The 18,551-nt window shown below is 34.2% G+C and carries 21 protein-coding genes, 1 tRNA gene and 1 pseudogene; 11 read left to right on the top strand and 12 right to left on the bottom strand.

Annotation, left to right across the window (positions count from 1 at the left end; translation table 11 throughout):
- Positions 1-1,712 (bottom strand): annotated as a pseudogene (locus BG20_RS10430) (thrombospondin type 3 repeat-containing protein); the annotation flags it as partial.
- Between the two features lie 12 nt (positions 1,713-1,724).
- Entirely contained in the window at positions 1,725-4,073 is a 2,349-nt protein-coding gene (locus BG20_RS10425; protein ID WP_010194966.1) for a thrombospondin type 3 repeat-containing protein, read from the bottom strand.
- A 170-nt stretch (positions 4,074-4,243) separates the two neighbouring features.
- Between BG20_RS10425 and twy1 the strand changes: the two genes are divergently transcribed.
- Positions 4,244-5,269, top strand: a complete 1,026-nt coding sequence (gene twy1 / locus BG20_RS10420) for a 4-demethylwyosine synthase TYW1 (protein WP_010194965.1) — start codon at positions 4,244-4,246, stop codon at positions 5,267-5,269.
- On the opposite strand, the gene rdgB is transcribed toward twy1, so the two are convergent.
- Together rdgB and BG20_RS10410 are read right to left on the bottom strand one after the other, a co-directional pair.
- Entirely contained in the window at positions 5,229-5,795 is a 567-nt protein-coding gene (gene rdgB / locus BG20_RS10415) for an RdgB/HAM1 family non-canonical purine NTP pyrophosphatase (protein ID WP_010194963.1), read from the bottom strand. The genes twy1 and rdgB overlap by 41 nt on opposite strands.
- The gene (locus BG20_RS10410) at positions 5,779-6,399 is read right to left on the bottom strand and encodes a KEOPS complex kinase/ATPase Bud32 (protein ID WP_010194961.1); all 621 of its coding nucleotides are present in this window, start codon (positions 6,397-6,399) and stop codon (positions 5,779-5,781) included. The genes rdgB and BG20_RS10410 overlap by 17 nt, the downstream gene beginning before the upstream one ends.
- A 128-nt stretch (positions 6,400-6,527) precedes the next feature.
- Here BG20_RS10410 and BG20_RS10405 point away from each other — a divergent pair, with 128 nt between their 5' ends.
- Complete coding sequence (locus tag BG20_RS10405) at positions 6,528-7,457, top strand: cation diffusion facilitator family transporter (protein ID WP_010194959.1); 930 nt, start codon at positions 6,528-6,530, stop codon at positions 7,455-7,457.
- A 122-nt stretch (positions 7,458-7,579) separates the two neighbouring features.
- A complete protein-coding gene (locus BG20_RS10400; protein ID WP_007403025.1) occupies positions 7,580-7,903 on the top strand; it encodes a PH domain-containing protein in 324 nt (107 codons plus the stop codon).
- On the opposite strand, the gene kae1 is transcribed toward BG20_RS10400, so the two are convergent.
- Both kae1 and BG20_RS10390 read right to left on the bottom strand, forming a co-directional pair.
- Complete coding sequence (gene kae1 / locus BG20_RS10395) at positions 7,897-8,880, bottom strand: KEOPS complex N(6)-L-threonylcarbamoyladenine synthase Kae1 (RefSeq protein WP_010194957.1); 984 nt, start codon at positions 8,878-8,880, stop codon at positions 7,897-7,899. The genes BG20_RS10400 and kae1 overlap by 7 nt on opposite strands.
- Before the next feature lies 1 nt (position 8,881).
- On the bottom strand, positions 8,882-10,072 hold the full coding sequence (locus BG20_RS10390; protein WP_010194955.1) for a redox-regulated ATPase YchF: 1,191 nt from the start codon (positions 10,070-10,072) through the stop codon (positions 8,882-8,884).
- A gap of 73 nt (positions 10,073-10,145) precedes the next feature.
- On the opposite strand from BG20_RS10390, the gene BG20_RS10385 reads away from it, so the two are divergent.
- Both BG20_RS10385 and tgtA read left to right on the top strand, forming a co-directional pair.
- On the top strand, positions 10,146-10,694 hold the full coding sequence (locus BG20_RS10385) for an adenylate kinase family protein (RefSeq protein ID WP_010194953.1): 549 nt from the start codon (positions 10,146-10,148) through the stop codon (positions 10,692-10,694).
- A gap of 31 nt (positions 10,695-10,725) precedes the next feature.
- Positions 10,726-12,237: a tRNA guanosine(15) transglycosylase TgtA gene (gene tgtA / locus BG20_RS10380; RefSeq protein ID WP_010194950.1), complete on the top strand. Its 1,512-nt coding sequence runs from the start codon at positions 10,726-10,728 to the stop codon at positions 12,235-12,237.
- A 38-nt stretch (positions 12,238-12,275) separates the two neighbouring features.
- Here tgtA and BG20_RS10375 read toward each other — a convergent pair whose 3' ends face one another.
- Positions 12,276-12,578 (bottom strand): ATP-binding protein, encoded by a 303-nt coding sequence (locus BG20_RS10375; RefSeq protein ID WP_007403030.1) that lies wholly within the window; start codon positions 12,576-12,578, stop codon positions 12,276-12,278.
- 160 nt (positions 12,579-12,738) lie between these two features.
- Positions 12,739-12,951, bottom strand: a complete 213-nt coding sequence (locus BG20_RS10370; RefSeq protein ID WP_007403031.1) for a hypothetical protein — start codon at positions 12,949-12,951, stop codon at positions 12,739-12,741.
- 113 nt (positions 12,952-13,064) lie between these two features.
- On the opposite strand from BG20_RS10370, the gene BG20_RS10365 reads away from it, so the two are divergent.
- The 6 genes from BG20_RS10365 to BG20_RS10350 all read left to right on the top strand — a co-directional run bounded on the left by BG20_RS10365 (position 13,065) and on the right by BG20_RS10350 (position 15,675).
- Entirely contained in the window at positions 13,065-13,937 is an 873-nt protein-coding gene (locus tag BG20_RS10365; protein ID WP_238527612.1) for an MBL fold metallo-hydrolase, read from the top strand.
- Positions 13,938-13,975: 38 nt separating this feature from the next.
- Positions 13,976-14,329: an MBL fold metallo-hydrolase RNA specificity domain-containing protein gene (locus BG20_RS13515; protein WP_238527611.1), complete on the top strand. Its 354-nt coding sequence runs from the start codon at positions 13,976-13,978 to the stop codon at positions 14,327-14,329.
- A gap of 1 nt (position 14,330) precedes the next feature.
- Positions 14,331-14,708 (top strand): DNA glycosylase, encoded by a 378-nt coding sequence (locus BG20_RS13840; protein WP_010194941.1) that lies wholly within the window; start codon positions 14,331-14,333, stop codon positions 14,706-14,708.
- On the top strand, positions 14,692-15,174 hold the full coding sequence (locus BG20_RS13835; RefSeq protein ID WP_010194938.1) for a DNA-3-methyladenine glycosylase family protein: 483 nt from the start codon (positions 14,692-14,694) through the stop codon (positions 15,172-15,174). Before BG20_RS13840 ends, BG20_RS13835 begins: the two co-directional genes overlap by 17 nt.
- Before the next feature lie 33 nt (positions 15,175-15,207).
- Positions 15,208-15,282, top strand: a tRNA-Arg gene (locus BG20_RS10355).
- Positions 15,283-15,324: 42 nt separating this feature from the next.
- A complete protein-coding gene (locus tag BG20_RS10350; protein WP_010194935.1) occupies positions 15,325-15,675 on the top strand; it encodes a hypothetical protein in 351 nt (116 codons plus the stop codon).
- Here BG20_RS10350 and BG20_RS10345 read toward each other — a convergent pair.
- Genes BG20_RS10345 through BG20_RS10335 form a run of 4 tightly spaced genes read right to left on the bottom strand, consistent with a single transcriptional unit; the run spans position 15,672 to position 18,367 of the window.
- Positions 15,672-16,007 (bottom strand): cupredoxin domain-containing protein, encoded by a 336-nt coding sequence (locus tag BG20_RS10345; protein ID WP_238527610.1) that lies wholly within the window; start codon positions 16,005-16,007, stop codon positions 15,672-15,674. The genes BG20_RS10350 and BG20_RS10345 overlap by 4 nt on opposite strands.
- Positions 15,973-16,137, bottom strand: a complete 165-nt coding sequence (locus BG20_RS13510) for a hypothetical protein (RefSeq protein ID WP_238527609.1) — start codon at positions 16,135-16,137, stop codon at positions 15,973-15,975. The genes BG20_RS10345 and BG20_RS13510 overlap by 35 nt, the downstream gene beginning before the upstream one ends.
- 54 nt (positions 16,138-16,191) lie before the next feature.
- Positions 16,192-17,778 carry a cytochrome b gene (locus tag BG20_RS10340; RefSeq protein WP_048097234.1) on the bottom strand — a complete coding sequence of 529 codons (1,587 nt, stop codon included), beginning with the start codon at positions 17,776-17,778 and terminating at the stop codon, positions 16,192-16,194.
- Positions 17,759-18,367, bottom strand: coding sequence for a ubiquinol-cytochrome c reductase iron-sulfur subunit (locus tag BG20_RS10335; RefSeq protein ID WP_010194930.1), 609 nt, complete (start codon positions 18,365-18,367; stop codon positions 17,759-17,761). The genes BG20_RS10340 and BG20_RS10335 overlap by 20 nt, the downstream gene beginning before the upstream one ends.
- Positions 18,368-18,551 lie beyond the last annotated feature (184 nt).

The raw sequence follows: 18,551 nt of genomic DNA, 5'->3' as shown, positions 1-18,551 counted from the left end.
GGACATGCGTCAACTACGTCTGGGATGCCATCTCTATCAGTATCAAGTGTCGAAACGAATTTGTCAGGACAACCGTCTTTATCTTGATAACCGTTGAATGTTTCTGGTTGAGTTGGACACAAATCTAGGCTATCGGTAATTCCATCACCATCTGTATCTGCAGTTAATTTATCACTTGGTACTGAGTCAGGACAACCGTCAGTGTCTTGATATTTATTGTAAGTTTCTTTGACTAGCGGGCATTTATCAACATTGTCTGGAATTCCATCATTATCAGCATCACCAACTGAATTTGAAACTACATCATCTGGACAACCATCATCATCTTGGAATCCATTACGTCGTTCTGCAACAGTAGGACACTGATCAACATTATCTGGGATGCCATCATGATCAGCATCAGCCAGTTTAGAAGCAGTTGCACCTGGAGTATCAGGACATCCATCCCAATCCAAGTAGCCGTTAAAGTTTTCAGGTTCATTAGGACATGCATCTTTAATATCTGGGATTCCATCACCGTCAGCATCTGGTGCTTTGTATGTAGTCATGGTCTCAGATACTACATCTGGACAACCGTCATCATCTTGGAATTTATTGTAAACTTCTGGATTTAATGGACATGCGTCAACTACGTCTGGGATGCCATCTCTATCAGTATCAAGTGTAGGAATAAAGCTATCAGGACAACCGTCAGTGTCTTGGTAACCGTTGAAAGTTTCGGGTTGAGTTGGACATTTATCCACTTTATCTAAAATCCCATCACCATCGGAATCTGCAGCGGATTTATCAGCAGGTATAGAATCAGGGCAACCGTCAGTGTCTTGATATTTATTGTAAGTTTCTGGATTGTATGGACATGCATCCTTATCATCTGGGATGCCATCTCCGTCAATATCAGTCATTATTTTATAATCAACAATATCGGACAACCGTCATCATCTTGAAAGTTGTTAACGTTTTCACGTTCTGTAGGACATTGATCAATACTGTCTGGAATACCATCATGATCAGAATCAAGATATGATGGAATGGTAGATTCTGCAGCTAGTACATCAGGACATCCATCCCAATCCAAGTAGCCGTTAAAGTTTTCAGGTTCATTAGGACATGCATCTTTTACATCTGGGATGCCATCACCGTCAGCATCTGGTGCTTTGTATGTAGTCATTGTATCAGAGTACTACATCAGGACAACCGTCATCATCTTGGAATTTATTGTAAACTTCTGGATTTAATGGACATGCATCTAAACTATCAGAAATACCATCATGATCTGTATCAATAGAAGATGTGATTTGATCAGGACAACCGTCTTTATCATCAACACCGTTGAATGTTTCAGGTTGATTTGGACATTTATCTACATTATCAAAAATGCCATCCCCATCAGTGTCTGCAGTTTCCTTACCAACGTTTGGTGAGGCATCAGGACATCCATCTTCATCTTGGAATTTATTGTAAGTCTCTCTAACGGTAGGACAACTATCCAAATTATCTGGAATTCCGTCATAATCTGCATCATACCAAGGAACAAAACTTGATGGACATCCATCAATTACACCCTTATAATCTTCTAAAAGGTTTGGACATTCATCTTTATCATTTGGTACACCATCACCGTCAGTGTCTTGTATGCTGTATACATTAGCTTGAAACATACCAATAGTTGAAACAAGTAAAATCAGAAATCCGAGAATTTGATAGTTTTTCATTTTGCTATACACCTATGATTCAGGACAGCCATCAATTACACCTTGATAATCTTCTGGGACCATAGGACATAAATCGGTATCATTGAGAATTCCATCTAGATCATCATCGTGATTATATCTTGATTGTTCTGGAGAAGTATCTGGACATCCATCCCAATCCAAGTATTTATTGTAAGTTTCTGGATACATTGGACACTGATCAACATTATCATTTATTCCATCACCATCTGTATCTTTAGTGATATTACCTGTTGGAACAGTGTCTGGACAACCATCGTAATCTAGATATCTATTCCAGGTTTCAGGTTTAGTTGGACATAGATCCATTGTATCTGGTACACCATCTCCGTCAGCATCTGGTTGAGATATTTTACTATCTGGGCAACCGTCATCATCTTCAAATCCATTATAAGTTTCTGCTAATTTTGGACACTTATCATTGACATCTGGAATTCCATCATTATCAGAATCTACTATAGATGATTCAAAAATGGTATCTGGGCAACCGTCATCATCTTGGAATTTATTGTAAGTTTCAGCATTAAGTGGACATGTATCTATTGCATCTGGGATGCCATCTCTATCAGTGTCTATGTTAGAGAGAATTTTGTCAGGGCAACCGTCCGTGTCTAGGAATTTATTGAAAGTTTCTGGCTGAGTTGGACATGAATCGAATTTGTCTGGGATACCATCACCATCAGTGTCTACGATTGATTTATCATCTGCTACGTAGTCAGGGCAACCGTCATCATCTTGGAATTTATTATAAGTTTCTTTTACAGAAGGACATTGATCTGTACTATCTGGAATACCATCTCCATCAGAATCTACTTCGTTAGAAACTAGAGGAATATCCGGACAACCGTCATCATCTTCAAATCCATTATATCTTTCAGCTACTAGTGGACATTTATCAATTGTATCAGGTATACCATCTCTGTCAGCATCCAATTCGGATGGATTATCTGGACAACCGTCATTATCCAAATATCTATTCCATGTTTCTGGTTGAGTTGGACAGAAATCTAAAGAGTCACGAACTCCATCATTATCAGAGTCCATAACTATTTCATCAGGGCAACCGTCATCATCATTAAAACCATTAAAAGTTTCAGCGATTTGTGGACATTTGTCAGATAAATCTGGAATTCCATCTCCATCAAAATCAGAAGATGTTAAACCCGGAACAGTGTCAGGGCAACCGTCAGTATCCTGATATTTATTGTAAGTTTCTTTAGATAGAGGACATGCATCTATTGCATCTGGTATGCCATCTTTATCTGAATCTGTTGTAGATATCGAATCTGGACAACCGTCATAATCAAAAAATCCATTAACAGTTTCTGGTTGAGTTGGACACAAATCTAAATTGTCTGGAATGCCATCACCATCAGTATCTGCAGTGGATTTGTTATCTGCAATATAATCAGGGCATCCATCTTCATCTTGGAATTTATTGTAAGTTTCCTTAAGATAAGGACATTGATCAACATCATCACGAATACCATCGGCATCAGAATCTAAATTGGATGAAAAAGGAGAGTCACTAAGTTGTGCAACTTTTGCATTTTGATCATAGATACTAGTGTCATTTAGTTTTCCAGTAAAGGATGGAATCGAATCAGGACAACCGTCATAATCTGCATAACCATTGAATGTCTCTTTTTGATAAGGACAAAGATCAGATTTATCTCCAATGCCATCACCATCAGCATCACCAAAATTAGTATCTAATACAACATCAGGACAACCGTCATTATCAAGATAGCCATTGTAAGTTTCAGGTTTGTTTATACAAAGATCAAGTGCGTCTGGAATACCATCATTATCAGTATCAATAAATTTAGTATTATCAACAGTATCAGGACATCCATCTGTGTCTTGGAATTTATTGTAAGTTTCAGCATTAAGTGGACATGCATCTAAATAATCTGGAATACCATCTCTATCTGTATCTGTATTAGAAGAAAAGGTATCAGGACATCCATCTGTGTCTTTAAAACCGTTAAAAGTTTCTGGTTGAGTTGGACAAGAATCCACCAAGTCAGAAATACCATCACCATCACTGTCAATTATTTTTGTAGTACTATCTCCAGGCAGTGTGTCAGGGCAACCGTCTTGATCTTGGAATTTATTATAATTTTCTCTTAGACTTGGACATTGATCAATGTCATCTGGAATGCCATCAAAGTCTGCATCATACCATGGAACAAAATTAGATGGACAACCATCAATTATGCCTTGATAGTCTTCTTGAAGATTTGGGCATTTGTCCACATCATCAGTCACACCATCACGATCCAAATCATCAGCAGCAAATGCTGGAATAATGGAAATACTTGATAATGAAGCTATAAGCAAGAATAAGAATCCAATATACGTATTTTTCAAAGCTTAAAATTTATCTCAAAGATCCTGTTATTAAACCTCACTCTAGAATCGTCGGAAAATATGAAAAAATTTGTAAATATTTTCAAAGTCCAAATAATGATCTCGATCAATTTAAGTAACCAAAACAGGATTTTTTGGATATGAGTTGTTCTGGTGAAATAGTTGATGAAGAGCGATTAATACAGATCAAGCCAGGAATTTCACAGCAATTAAAAAAAGCAAAGTATGGAGTTGCAGATCATTCAACAGTAGAACTTTGTCATTGGACAAAAAAATCATTCAAGCATGAAGGAAGTTGTTACAAGCACAAGTTTTATGGAATTTCCACACATCGTTGTATGGAATTTTCACCAGCAGGAATGCATTGTGAAAATCGTTGTGTATATTGTTGGAGACCAATGGAATTTTATGATTCATTAAAAATGGATCCAGAAAAAGTGGCAGAACCAAAAGAAATTTTGACCAAACTGATGGCAGAGAGAAAGAAATTGATCAATGGATATTACGGAGATTCTAGAAATGACAAACAAAGACTAGATGAATCATTATTACCAAGTCATTATGCCATATCACTTTCTGGAGAACCAACAATGTATCCAAAGCTTCCAGAACTAATTAAATATCTCAAATCACTAGAAGAAACCAAATCAATTTTTCTTGTAACAAATGGACAAGAACCAGATATGATTCAAAGATTGCAAGATGAGGATGCATTACCAACACAATTGTACTTATCTACAAATGCAGCTGATTATGAGTCATTTTTAAAAATTAACAAGCCAAGATATGACGATTCATGGCAAAGATGGAACAGAACCCTAGAGATGTTAAAGAAACTAGATACGAGAACGGTGCTTCGAATTACACTCATAAGAAATTATAATGATCAAGAAGAAATGATTCCAGCATTTGCTGCAATGCTAAAACAAGCTAGTCCTCACTTTATTGAAATAAAGTCATACATGCATATTGGTCGTTCAACTAACAGATTAGAACATTCAAACATGCTAGAAATGGAAGAGGTAAGAAAATTCAGTGAAAGCGTAGCTGAACACAGTCAGATCTTTTCAGTGATGGATGAGAGTTTGGTTTCCAGAATTGTAATATTACAAAACAATCAAAGAACTATTGATCGTTGGATTCCAGCTTATGCAAATACCAATTAGAAAATTTTTTCAGAGCTTTGAATCTATGAGATAAACTATTTTTGTCAGATATCTCGGAGAATGTTTTCTTTGAATTTTTTGGAATGAAAATTGGATCATATCCCCAACCTTTACCATTTTGTTTTTTAGAAATAACTCCGTCAATTTGTGCTTCAAATGATTTGGAATTTTTATCATCACAATAAGAAATAATTGAAATAAATTTTGCTTGTCTATTTTGTTTTAATAGATTTAAGATTCCCTTATTGCCAATAGTTTTGAAAACATAAGAAGAGTATGGTCCTGGAAAACCAGAAAGCGAATTAATGAAAAGTCCATCATCTTCAACTATTATCGGTTTTTTATATTTTTGAAATGCATTTGTTGCTTTTTTAATTGCAATTTCTTTAAGTGAAGATGATTGAATTTCTTCTAGTTCGTATTTAAAAAATCCAAGATTTATTCCAAATGAGTCTAGAATTATTTTAGCTTCTTTGTATTTGTGATTATTTGAAGATACAAAAAAAAGATCAAATGACTGTCGCATATCTTCCCCTACTTTCAATTTCAGATACAATGTTTATGATTTTTGAATATTTTGTAGGGCCAACAGTAGATTTGTAACCAGATAGAAAATTTTTCCAACACGATTTCATAATTTTGGCATGTGCACTGTTCAGAATTTCTTTTATTAATCTCAAGTCTACGGCGTGATCTTCAGACTTGATTGTTTTTTGAGATAACCCAAAATCAATAACAAATACCTGATTTTTGAAATAGATAAAATTAGACGTAGTAAGATCTCCATGCATTAGACCATTTTTATGCATAATTCCAACTAATCTTCCAATTTCTTTACATAAATCAATAATTTTACTATCAGGTAAATCATGAATAGGTTTGCCTTGAATTTCTTGCATAATAATAGCAGATTTTTTCAAATCAACATTATAGACTAGAGGTGTAGGAATTCCAAATGATTTTACTTCTGAAATTGTTTGAGATTCTCTAATGGTTCTCTGTTTTCTAATTTTTGAATCAAGAACAGGATTACGATATTTTTTTGTCTTTCTAATTTTCAGTATTGCACGTGTACCTTCCCATTGTATAAGATAGATATCTGCTTCAGCACCCTTTTTCAATAATTTCATAAAATAGATAGTTGGAATGTTATAATTTAGAGTTTATTTCATACAAAATTTCAACACTGAATTTTCTAAGAAATGGGATTGATTTCACATATTAATATAGAACAGTAAAGAATTCATTTTCTAGACAAATGGCTGGTAGTTCTAAAAAAGCAATTTATGCAGCGTTATTTGGAAATCTTGGAATAGCAATTACAAAATTTATTGCAGCAATATCAACTGGAAGCGTATCAATGTGGGCAGAATCTTATCACTCTGTTTCAGATACGGTAAATCAATTACTATTATTATTTGGAATTAAACGAAGTAAACGTGCTTATTCTTTTTCACATCAATTTGGGCATTCAAGAGAACAGTTTTTCTGGTCGTTTATTGTCGCATCGTTGATCTTTGGAATTTCAGGAACATTATCATTAGAAAATGGTATTTCAGCAATTTTACATGGTGGACATAATTTGGAAAATGCAACAATCAATTTTATCGTACTAATAATTGCAGCAGGGTTTGAAGGATATGCTTTACGAATTGCATTAAAACAATTAAGAATGGTAATAAAAGAAAGAGGAGAAGAGCCAACTTTCAAAGCTATGATTGCCGAATTTAAAGATAGTAAAGATCCTGCTCTGCTAACAGTCATAACAGAAGATACTGCAGCGTTATCAGGAATTGGAGTTGCAGCTTTAGGCATATTTCTTTCTATGATTACTGGAAATCCAATCTATGATGCAATAGGTTCTATAGTGATAGGAGCGATATTGATGGTTTTGGCATTATTTTTGGCAAAAGAAAATAAAGATTTGCTGATAGGCGAATCAATGTCTAAACGAGAATACAAAAAAATTGTCGATGTTATAAGAGACATTGAAGAGATTAACAGAGTAGTTACACTGAAGACCATGCACCTTGGACCAGAAGATGTTCTAATTGGAGTCCAAGTAAATCTGATTGACGGTTTGGATACGGATAAAATAGAACTAGTTACAGATAAAGTTGAGAAAGCAATAATGGAAATAATTCCAAATCTTAATCGACAGCATATTTTTGTAGAGATTGAAAGGTAAGATAGATTTAGACTAGTTTCATATTTTAACCATCGTTACAAAGAATATAGTAGATGATAATAAAATGACTTATGATCATATTCAGTAAAATTATAAGCTGATGAATATGGATAGATGATATCATGGAAGACGGAGAAAAGAGAATAAAACAAGAAGATTGTAATGAAGATAAAATAGGTGCAGGAATTCTTACTTTGACCAATAAAAGATTAGCATTTGATAAAACTCAAGCGCGGATGATGGATTTTTCAAAAAGATTTGGAGATACGGTACTTGATATTCCATTAAGCGATGTTACAAAAGTTTGGAAGGAGGGAAGATTGATTAAAAAAGTGTGTTTTACTGCCAAAACAAAAGAAGGTGAGCAGACTTTCAAATTTGGAGTATTCAATACCAAGGATTGGCTAAAAAATATTGAAAACATGTTAGGAAATAAAGATCAATAATCCACTTTAACTGAATCTAATCTCCATGATTGTGTAACAAAAGTATTTTCTAGAGTAACACCTTTTTTTACTTGAGCTTCTAATAAGCCAGTCCAACATATTTGGCTACCACAGTCACCAGCATATTTTTGAGGAGCCACAAAAAATCTACAGTGATGTCTTTTACATACATCTTGAAGCATTTCAGATAATCTTTTGTTTGCAGCTACACCACCAACAATTAACAATTCTTTTTTATTTGTAAAGGATAATGCTCTTTCTACTACCTCACTAATCATTGCAAATGCCGTTTCCTGTAGTGAAAAACATGCATCTGCTTTATTTTGTGGAATAATTGATTTAGTTGCAGATAACAATCCTGAAAAAGAAACATCATTACCTTTTACAGAATATGGGAGCAGAACATAATTTGAAGTAGATGTTGCAAGAGATTCAATATTTTTCCCACATGGAGAAGCAAATCCCAGGGATCTTCCAAATTGATCTAATAATTGACCCAATGTAATATCCAGTGTTTCACCAAAAACTCGCCACTGTTTATTTAAAAATGCAAGTAACATTGTATGTCCACCAGATACTAAAAGAACAAGCGGATTTTTTGCACCAGTGAGTAGTTTGCCTAATTCTATATGCCCTATCGCATGATTTACAGGATAAATTGGAATATCATAGTAAGATGCAAGGGAGCGTGCGACTACTGCTCCAACTCTCAAACAAGGACCAAGACCAGGTCCTGCAGCATATGAAATAATATCAAGATCTTTTATTGTAATTCCAGATTCTTGGAGACACTCAGACAATACTGTAGCACTGTTTTCAATATGATGCCGTGAGGCTTCTCTTGGATGAATTCCCTCACCTTCAGGAGGACGATAAATTTTTCTTACATCAGATAGAACTTTTCCTTGTTTTCCTTTTTTTTCTAATATTGCACAAGAGAATGTATGAGCTGTGCTTTCAACTCCTAAACCAATCATATTATCCTCTACTTAATGTTGAAACAATTTTAATCACATCGCCATTTTTTAATTTGTGATCAGCCCCGATTCTTTGTTTTGTTTTACAATCAATTGCATGTAAGAATCCCTTTGCAATATCTGCATGGATTAACCCAGCCAAGTCTTTTGCAGTAGAGTCTGCGGGTAATAATTTTGCATCCGGTAATACATCACCATTTTTGTTTGTCAGTTTTGTTTCATCTTCAACAGGAAAAACAACAATAAATTTTAGTAAATCAAATACAGCGATATTTAAAATCTTTTGAATTCCGGTAGACTGAATTTTTGAAAGAACGGTATTTACCAAATCTAGTGCTTTTTTTTGTTCTGGCAGAATTTCTTTATTTTCCATTACAGAGAACCCCTCATCTCCAGATTTGTAATTTACAAGCCCAGCCTTTGAGGCTTTTCTTAGCAATAATTCAGTTTCAGCGCTACAAGGAATCACAATTGTATCAGAAATTTTTTTAATTATTTCAAGATCTTTGCAAAGATCTGCCTTATTTGCCGCAATAAGAATAGGTTTGGTATTTTTTCTTAGTTCTTTTACAAAAGTTTGAATGTCAGAATCTGTCCATTCTTTTGGATTTTTTGACGATAACTCTAGTTTATGCAATACATCTTGTACTTGATAATCTTTGATTCCCAAGCCAGTAAATCTTTTTGCTATTCCATCAGTTAGTTTTGTTCTTTTTTGTTCAATCTCTTTAGTTAATTTTTCCCATTCTCTACGAAGAATATCTATGAACCACTGATCAAATTCATCTTGAACAAATTCTACGTCTTCAAGAGGATTATGAGTGCCTATAGGTACAGGATGTCCTTGAATGTCAGTGGTTCCAGCGATATCAACTACATGTATCAAGACTTCTGCCTGTCTTGCATCATCTAAAAATCGATTCCCTAAACCTTTTCCTTCATGTGCTCCAGGAACTAATCCTGCAACATCAATTAGTTTAACAGGTATGAATCGAGTTCCATTTACACATAATGGATTTTGATGTTTGATCGCAAAGTGTTTGCAAGCACAATCAGATTTTACATATGCAACACCCACATTGGGTTGAATTGTAGTAAATGGGAAATTACCTATAGGTACAGGTGTTTCAGTTGCAGCCGAGAAAAAAGTAGACTTGCCAACATTTGCTTTTCCCAGTAAACCTATTTGCAATACACACAAAAATACTATTGTACTTATTAGTATTGCAGAGATTGTTTAATTTGATTTATGGTGGTTTTATAATATGTCAATAGTAATCACAGGGAATCCAGGAGTAGGAAAACATTCGATAGTAAAAGAGATTTCAAAACAATTGAAATTACCAATAATTGATATAAACAGTATTGCTAAAGATGCAGAATTATTTGAAGAGAACGATGATACAAATGATGTAGATGTATCAAAGTTAAAGAAAATAATAAAAGAAAAAATTTCTAGTCCTAGTTTGATTGTAGGGCATTTAGCACCATATGTGATTTCATCGGATAAAATTAACAAAGTGATTGTATTAAGAAGAAATCCATACGATTTGATTTCAGTGTATAAAAAAAGAGAATATTCAGATGAGAAAACACGAGATAATGCAGGAAGCGAAATTTTAGGAGTTATAGCACATGATTCAATTAATCAATTTGGTGTAAAAGTATCTCAAGTTGATGTTACAGGAAAAAGTATTTCAGAAGTTCTAAAAAAAGTATTAAGCATTATTAATGGAAAAAACTCAAATGAAGAGGTAGATTGGCTTGATTTAGTTTCAAAACGTAACGATTTGAAAAAATTTTTTGCTTATTGATTAAATAAAGCTCTATTTGAGAGGTAATGACTTGTTTGAAATTTTAAAAAGTGATTTGGCTGGACGAATTGGAATAATTCATACCAATCATGGAAAAATAGAAACTCCCGCTTATGTTCCAGTAATTCATCCTGTAAAACAAACAATTCCATCTAAGAAGATAAGAGAGATTGGTTTTGATCTAGTAATTACTAATGCATACATTACCAGAAATAATTATGGTGATGAGGCTGAAAAAAAAGGAATCCATAAGATAATTGATTTTGATGGAGCTATAATGACTGATTCTGGAGGATATCAAGTATTGGAATATGGTGATGTCAAAGTTTTACCTCCAGAGATGGCAGATTTTGAGAAAAAAATTCTTACAGATTTTGCAATTCCATTGGACAAACCAACAGGTTATGGATTACCATGGAAAAAAGCTGAATCATATGTTAATCATACTCTAAAGGTATCAAAGAAAACATTTGAGGATAGAGATGATAACGGTCAGATTTGGATAGGCCCGATTCAAGGCGGAGAACATTTTGATCTTGTTGCAAAATCTACAAAGAGTTTAGTTGATATGGGTTTTCAAATGTTGGCGTTGGGAAGTCCAGTAGAATTCATGGAATCATATGAATACAAATTATTAGCGCAGATGATAATTGCTGCAAAAAAACAGATACCATACTCTATTCCATTACATCTTTTTGGCGCAGGTCATCCATTAACCATACCATTTGCAGTAGCCCTGGGATGCGATACATTTGATTCTGCATCTTACATGCTATATGCTAAACAAGGAAGATACATCACAGATGACGGTACAAGAAATCTTGAAGAAATTTCAGTATTTCCATGTAATTGTGAGGTATGCTCAAAGTATACACCTGATGAATTAAGGCAACTGGAGTCAAATGAGAAAATTAATGAAATTGCACTACACAACCTATATGCAATAAAACTTGAGGTAGACAAAGTAAAACAAGCAATTCACGAAGGAAGATTATGGGAATATGTATTAAAAAAAGCGAGGGCACATCCAAAATTATTTGAAATGATTAGTGTCCTAACAGAAAACTCCGATTATCTTGAGGTAGCGACGCCAAAATTCAAAGAAAAGGCAATCTTTCTGTATGAAAAAGAAGATCAGTATCGTCCTGAGATCATATCATATCATAAAATGGTTAGAAATTTCAAGTCAAAGAAAAAAACTTTGATTATAACCAAAGAATCCAATACAAAACCAGCATATCTATCTCATGAATATTCTTCACTAAAACGAAAATTCAAAGATATAGAATCAATTCAAGTTTGCCAGTATAGTCCACATTTAGGATTGATTCCGTTGGAAATTTCAGATATTTTTCCTGCAGCACATCATGAAAGCTCAAGATTGAATTTCAAACCTAATGATTTTCCAATCTTTGAAAATACATTTGCCAAGTTTTTTAAAAATAATCAATTTTCGCAAGTATATTATGACAAGTCAGATAATTTTTTGAATTATTTTATGAAGAACATTCCAAAAGGAATCAAGAAAAAATCTTTTGTTTAATTAAAAATAAGAAAAAAGTGTGTGCTAAAAGATTCTGCTTATAGTGCAGCGTCTTCTGCCCAACCTTTGATGAAGATACCGTTTTTGTGAAGAGGTACTGGTTGTCCAGCGGTGTAATTCATTGGTCTCATCCAAAAGATTGATTTTGTTGGGCATACACCGATGCATGCACCATCAGAAATACATCTTTCTGGATAAAATACAAATGCTTTACCTCTCTTCCAGCCTTCAACAGGTTTAACTCTAAGGACATCGGGACCAAGAGTTGTACAGATTTCTACACATAGTGCACATCCGATACATCTTTGTTCATCAATGTCTGGAAGTATTGCTATTGGCATTACAATTTCATTAGTGATTGGTTCCTATTTAAACCATAATCAAAAACCATAACCCTGTTATGAAAATGATCGGAAGAAAAAACTACAATATTCAAAAAATTATCTAGCAAGAAACATTAGGAAACGAATAAAAAACAAAAAGATAACGTGTTTAACACGTTTATTTTCTCATTGCATCAATTTGACCAGATGTAACCCAGTCAAGTAATTCAGCTGAAGATGGATTTAGGTCGGCTCTCTGTTTCATCAGATTGTTAACCCAGATCCAGTTAAGTTGGTTAAGAAGTGGTTTGTTTGCTTCGTCGCCTGCACGTGTTTTAGCAACTACTGCTTGATCTTGTTGTTTTAACCATTCTTGAAAGCTTCTTCCCATGAAGATCGATCCTTAGCTTACACTAATTAAAGCTTTTGTAGATTCTATGATATGCATAATGATCGGATTTGTTCTAAGAAGGTTTTAACGTAGAGATAAAATTAATTTATTTCTTGGAGATTAAAGTTTTAGGAGCTGCCAACGAAGTTGGGCGATCAGGATTTTTGGTAAATTGTGATGGAACGAATCTATTATTAGATTATGGGGTATTGTTTGGAAAACGTGGTTCTCCACCAGAGTATCCATTGCATGTAAAGCCAAAAGATCTTGATGCAATTATTATTACTCATGCACATTTAGATCACTCAGGAAATGTACCATCTCTGTTTGTAAGTGGAAATACTGATGTTTATGCTACCCCACCAACTTTTGATTTAACAAGATTACTTATTGAAGATATGCTAAAGATCACAAAAGATGCACAACCATTTGGATTGCCTGAACTAAACAACATGATGCGAAATGCAAAAGAGATTGGATTTAGAGAAAAAGTCACTAAGGGCAATGCAACTTTTGAGTTAAGAGAGACAGGACATGTGGTAGGAGGTGGTTCTGTTCTAGTAGAATCGCAAAAAAAGCGTCTTTTCTATACAGGTGATATCAAAACTAATGGGTCTAGAATGCTTCGTGAGGCAGATTTGGATGTTGGAGACATTGATCTATTAATTATTGAAAGTACATATTCTCAAACTGAACAAAAACCAAGAAAAGAATCAGAACGAGAGTTAATTGAGTTTGCAAATGAAGTAATGGACAGAAAAGGAGTGTTATTCATTCCATCTTTTTCAGTTGAACGTTCTCAAGAAATGGCATGTATTCTAAGAAGTTCTAATTTCAAACATAAAATTATCATGGATGGTATGGCACTAAAAGTAAATGAAATAATGTTTAATCATCCAAATTATTTAAGAGACCCAAAAGTATTTGCAGATGCTATCAATGAAGCGGTTGCAGTAAGGGATCATGAAAAAAGAAACATGCAATAGAGGAACCATGTGTAGTAATCTCTCCAGCTGGAATGCTTGTGGGTGGAAATGCAACTTATTATTTACAAGAACTTTCATTTAATAAAAATAACGGCATAGCTCTTGTCTCATATCAAGGAGAAGGAACTCCTGGAAGAAAATTACTCGATACAGGAAAGGTATCAACTAGAGGAAAAGATCTTAATGTTGCAGCTGAGGTAAAACAATTTGAATTTTCTGGACATGCAGATAGAAATGAGCTCTTTGAAGTAGTAAACAAAATCAAAGGCAATCCCAAAGTTTTAACGGTTCATGGAGACATGGAGTCATGTAAGAAGTTTGCCCAAGAGATTCACGAAAAGTTTGGCCTAGATGCTCATGCACCAGATGTGAACGAAGTAGTATCCATCTGAAATGATAGAGTATGATTCAATTAATTTAGAAAATACAATCAACAGCGGTCAAGTATTTCTTTGGAAAAAACATAAAGAGTTTTGGTATGGTATTAATGGACAAGATGTTTTAAAAATAAATGATTCAGGGAAAATTACAACTTATTCAAATAAAAAATATGACTTTTTTAGGACTGGTGACAATATAGAAAAAATAATCAAATCCATTTCAAAAGATAAAACAACAAAAATCGCTGTAAAAAAATATCTTGGGCTAAGACTACTACGACAAGATCCTTTTCAATGTTTTATATCATTTATCGTCTCTTCTAATTCAAACATTCAAAAAATTAAATCCAGTCTTGAAAATATTTCTATCCAATTTGGAAAAAAAAGTTGAATTTGACGATAAAGAGTTTTACTTGTTTCCAGAACCAAAAAAAATTGCAGATGCATCTATCCAAGAAATTCAAAATTGTGGTGTTGGATATAGAGCAAAATTCATTATAGATGCAGCAAAAATGGTAGAGTCAGAACAAATAGATTTTGAATATATGAAAAAATCCAATTATCAAGATGCAAAAAAGGTGATTCTCACTACTCCTGGAATAGGAAATAAAGTTGCAGATTGTATTTTGTTATTTTCACTTGATAAATTAGAAGCATTTCCATTAGATAGATGGATGATTAGAATTTTAGGAAAATATTATTTAGAAAAATTTGAATTGAGGACAAAATCAATTACAGAAAAACAATATGATATATTGCATGAAAAAATTGTAAACTATTTTGGACCTTATGCAGGATATGCACAGCAGTTTTTATTTAAAATGGAAAGAGAAAATTATCAGAAAAAATGGTTGTAAACCCTTAAAATGACAATGAGTTTTCAGATTTTTGGGCTGGTAGCTCAGCTTGGATAGAGTGCTGGACTTCTAATCCAGTGGTCAAGGGATCGAAGCCCTTCCGGCCCGTTTTAACAAAATTATTTATTCTGACAGGAATGTGTTGTTAACGTGAAAGATATTGAATTTAATTTGGAGCCTAATGAGATTCATCCAAATTCTGAAATCAAAGGAACAATCACAGTATCATATCCTGGAAGATATGACGGAGTTGTAATTAATACACAGATTTTAGATTCAAATGAACATATTATTTACAAGTCATATAATGGGAAAAAAATATCTCAAAATGTTGCAAGATTATTCATAAACAAAGATGTAATGCCAGAAAACAAGGCAGAGTTTACAGCTCTTATTAGTTTTGAGCCAAAACAAGTACATGAAGTAAAATTTAGAGCATCAATAATTGAGCAGCACAAAGAAATTGAAAGTAAGATAATATTTGCAAAATATTCTATCTAGAATCTAGCTTCTGTAATTTCTAATTTTCCTGTCATCCATGGATGTGGTGCACAATGATATGAGAATGTAATGGGTTCAGTGAATGTAAATTCATAGGTTTCACCAGGTTTTACCACTCCAGGAGAACCAAACTTACCACTGTATGAGTCTTCCAAAGATTCATCATCAGGTGTTACTGTATGCGGAGTTGAATCTTTGTTAGTCCAAATTATATGATTGTCAATTCCTAACTGAATGTTGACTAGTTTTGGTACAAAGTTATCTTGTTGTTCAGGACTTGAAGAACCTAGAATCATTTCAATGACTGTAGATTTTAACAGGATGAAGAACATGTTCATCTACCTGAGGTTTTGCCAAAGATTCTGGAAGATAAAATGACGTGTAGTAAACAACTCCAATGGATGAGCCAATAATAATTGCCATTACACCTATTCCATATGCATGACTTATCGTTGCACTCAACGATTTTTGTAGGTCTTTGGAGTTCTTATAAAGCTTTTTTAGAATTTTAAAAGACTAGAGTTTTTTTAGATCGGAAGAACCAAGTTCATTACTCTTAGCACCAACGCCTAAATCAGCTTGAACTTTTGATGAAGTAATTTGTGGTGCAATTTCTTTTGGTTCTTTCTTGCCATCATCCACAGATTTACCTTCTGGAAGTTTTCCTTTATTTGCAGATAATTGTGGTTCTGCAAGCTCCTTTGGTTTGTCTTCATGAATAGGTACAGGTGGTGGAGGTGGTGCATTCTTGGCTTGGTTTAATCCATATCTGTATACATGGAAAAATCCAGCAAACACTATAAGAATAATTCCTATGAAGAATAGAGAAATATTTTTGAATCCCGACAAGGCGGCATTATAAGCTGCAATGTTTAAGAATACCTGAAATGCCAATAAGCCAACAATAATCCAATTAATCCATTTTTGGGAAAGATTGATAGTTGCAACTTTCTTTGGACCTTTTTCTTTTGCAAGTTTAGCTTTTCGTTCAGACTCTTTTGCAAGTTTAATCATCATGTATGAAAATCCAAATCCTAATGGAACTAACAATATCATTACCGTGTAAAGAAATACTGGATCAATTACCAAACGTTGTACAAGAGGAATTGTAGTATCAGATGGAATGTAGAATCCCCAGTATGTGGTAACCATGATTTGGGCAAGTCCAGTAATTCCAAATGCAGTGATTATTGGACGATCTTTCCAAGAGAATTTCTTGTATCTATCGATAAATGGAATTAACAAGAATGACGCAATGAATAGTCCAGGCCATAATACACCAGTTACAAACTTGTCATATTGAGTTCTCAAAAATGCATAAAGTCCTGTAAGATACCATTCGGGGACGGTGATTCCAGGCGGCACAGTGGGTTCAAACTTGAATCCCATATCAATTGGAAATACACCACCAGTGAGTAAAATGGCGCCACCAATTGCCATAACCATTGGTACATCAAATACCAAGAATCGTGGAAAGTGAACAGCCATTAATCCAAGCATTACTAGAGGTAAAAGAAATACATGTTGAGCATAAAATCTCAATACAAAGTCTGAAAACCCACTTCCAAACATCGCATCACGAATTGTAGGACCAGCTACAGGAATTGAAGTTGTAAGCGATGCAGCAATACTAATTGCAAGTTCTGCTCTTTCACTAAATATGACATCATAACCAGTAAATGCTTCTAGAATTGTAACTGTTCCAAGTATAACACCGGTGGCCCAAAGGATTTCATTTCTAATTTTGTATCTTCCACTAAAGTATTGATAGTACATGTGTAAGATTGCCAAGAGAACCATTGCGTTGGAACCATGATAGTGAATGTTTCTTATGTGAAAACCAAATGGAACTTCGTCATTGATAAATTGTACACTATCCCATGCTCTATCCAACATTGGTTGATAGTAAAACATTAGCAAAGCGCCAGAAATTCCAAGTATCACAAACACAACAAATGTAAGCATTCCCAAAAATCCAAATGGACTCACAAATCTTGCAGGAAATGAAAATTTAATTGCAGTAAAGATTGTTCTGTCTAGTCCATCCCAGAGCCAGTAGAAAAAGGCGACAGCGCCAGTACGTCTACTTAACGAAACGGCCATATCCTATTACTCCATTTTGATTCACACCCCATGTAGGTGGATGAATCCATAAAAAGCCATCTGCATCTTCTTCAAAAGTTAATTGTGCCAAAGCATTTGATGGTGCAGCTTGCAATGATGCTGGCCCTGCAAATGCCAGTCCAGTTCTAGCGTCATACATACTTCCATGACAAGGACATTCTCCTCTCTTTCGTCCTTCTTCAGGCCAGTATTTCCATAAACACCAAAGATGAAGACAAACCATACTATATGCTCTAAATGAGGACACATCTTCTTTGTCACCACCAAATTCTTTTGGTAATCTAATGAATTGCCATTTTCTAAATGCTTCTGCATCAAGTGCAGGATCACCCGTACTAGGATATGTTATGACTTCAGAATGATTAATAGGAAATGTTTTGACGTTAGCCTGAGTTCCATCAGGCAAAATAACTTTAACTTTTTCAAGGGAAGCTTGAGAAGGGTTTGGCATATAGTTACCAAATGGAACAAAAGGAGCAAATGCCAAGCCAGTGCCTGCAGCCCCCATTAATTTTAGAAAATCTCTTCTAGATAATCCTCCAGATTTTTTTGTCCCCTGCTCAGACATTCAAGCTGTCGTACCCGCCAAATTGCTTATAAACCTTATTCAATTACATGTTGGGTTTTTGTCTAAGAATTAAAAATAAAACAATCCCGATCGCAATTCCAACACCAATTCCTACGATTAATCCAATATGAAAAGAATAATCAGATTTATCAGATATCATAATTTCAGCATCAGAATTATTTTG

This window comes from Candidatus Nitrosarchaeum limnium BG20 (assembly GCF_000241145.1).
Lineage (GTDB): Archaea > Thermoproteota > Nitrososphaeria > Nitrososphaerales > Nitrosopumilaceae > Nitrosarchaeum > Nitrosarchaeum limnae.
This window is presented reverse-complemented; position numbering and strand designations above follow the sequence as displayed.

Bases quoted from the DNA above. Each gene is read 5' to 3' on its own strand.
- BG20_RS10340 (WP_048097234.1), bottom strand. From the start codon at position 17,778: ATGGCCGTTTCGTTAAGTAGACGTACTGGCGCTGTCGCCTTTTTCTAC.
- BG20_RS10375 (WP_007403030.1), bottom strand. From the start codon at position 12,578: ATGCCAATAGCAATACTTCCAGACATTGATGAACAAAGATGTATCGGA.
- twy1 (WP_010194965.1), top strand. From the start codon at position 4,244: ATGAGTTGTTCTGGTGAAATAGTTGATGAAGAGCGATTAATACAGATC.
- BG20_RS10370 (WP_007403031.1), bottom strand. From the start codon at position 12,951: ATGGGAAGAAGCTTTCAAGAATGGTTAAAACAACAAGATCAAGCAGTA.
- BG20_RS13840 (WP_010194941.1), top strand. From the start codon at position 14,331: ATGATAGAGTATGATTCAATTAATTTAGAAAATACAATCAACAGCGGT.
- BG20_RS10410 (WP_010194961.1), bottom strand. From the start codon at position 6,399: ATGAAATTATTGAAAAAGGGTGCTGAAGCAGATATCTATCTTATACAA.
- BG20_RS10405 (WP_010194959.1), top strand. From the start codon at position 6,528: ATGGCTGGTAGTTCTAAAAAAGCAATTTATGCAGCGTTATTTGGAAAT.
- rdgB (WP_010194963.1), bottom strand. From the start codon at position 5,795: ATGCGACAGTCATTTGATCTTTTTTTTGTATCTTCAAATAATCACAAA.
- kae1 (WP_010194957.1), bottom strand. From the start codon at position 8,880: ATGATTGGTTTAGGAGTTGAAAGCACAGCTCATACATTCTCTTGTGCA.
- BG20_RS10400 (WP_007403025.1), top strand. From the start codon at position 7,580: ATGGAAGACGGAGAAAAGAGAATAAAACAAGAAGATTGTAATGAAGAT.
- BG20_RS10345 (WP_238527610.1), bottom strand. From the start codon at position 16,007: ATGTTCTTCATCCTGTTAAAATCTACAGTCATTGAAATGATTCTAGGT.
- BG20_RS10335 (WP_010194930.1), bottom strand. From the start codon at position 18,367: ATGTCTGAGCAGGGGACAAAAAAATCTGGAGGATTATCTAGAAGAGAT.
- BG20_RS10385 (WP_010194953.1), top strand. From the start codon at position 10,146: ATGTCAATAGTAATCACAGGGAATCCAGGAGTAGGAAAACATTCGATA.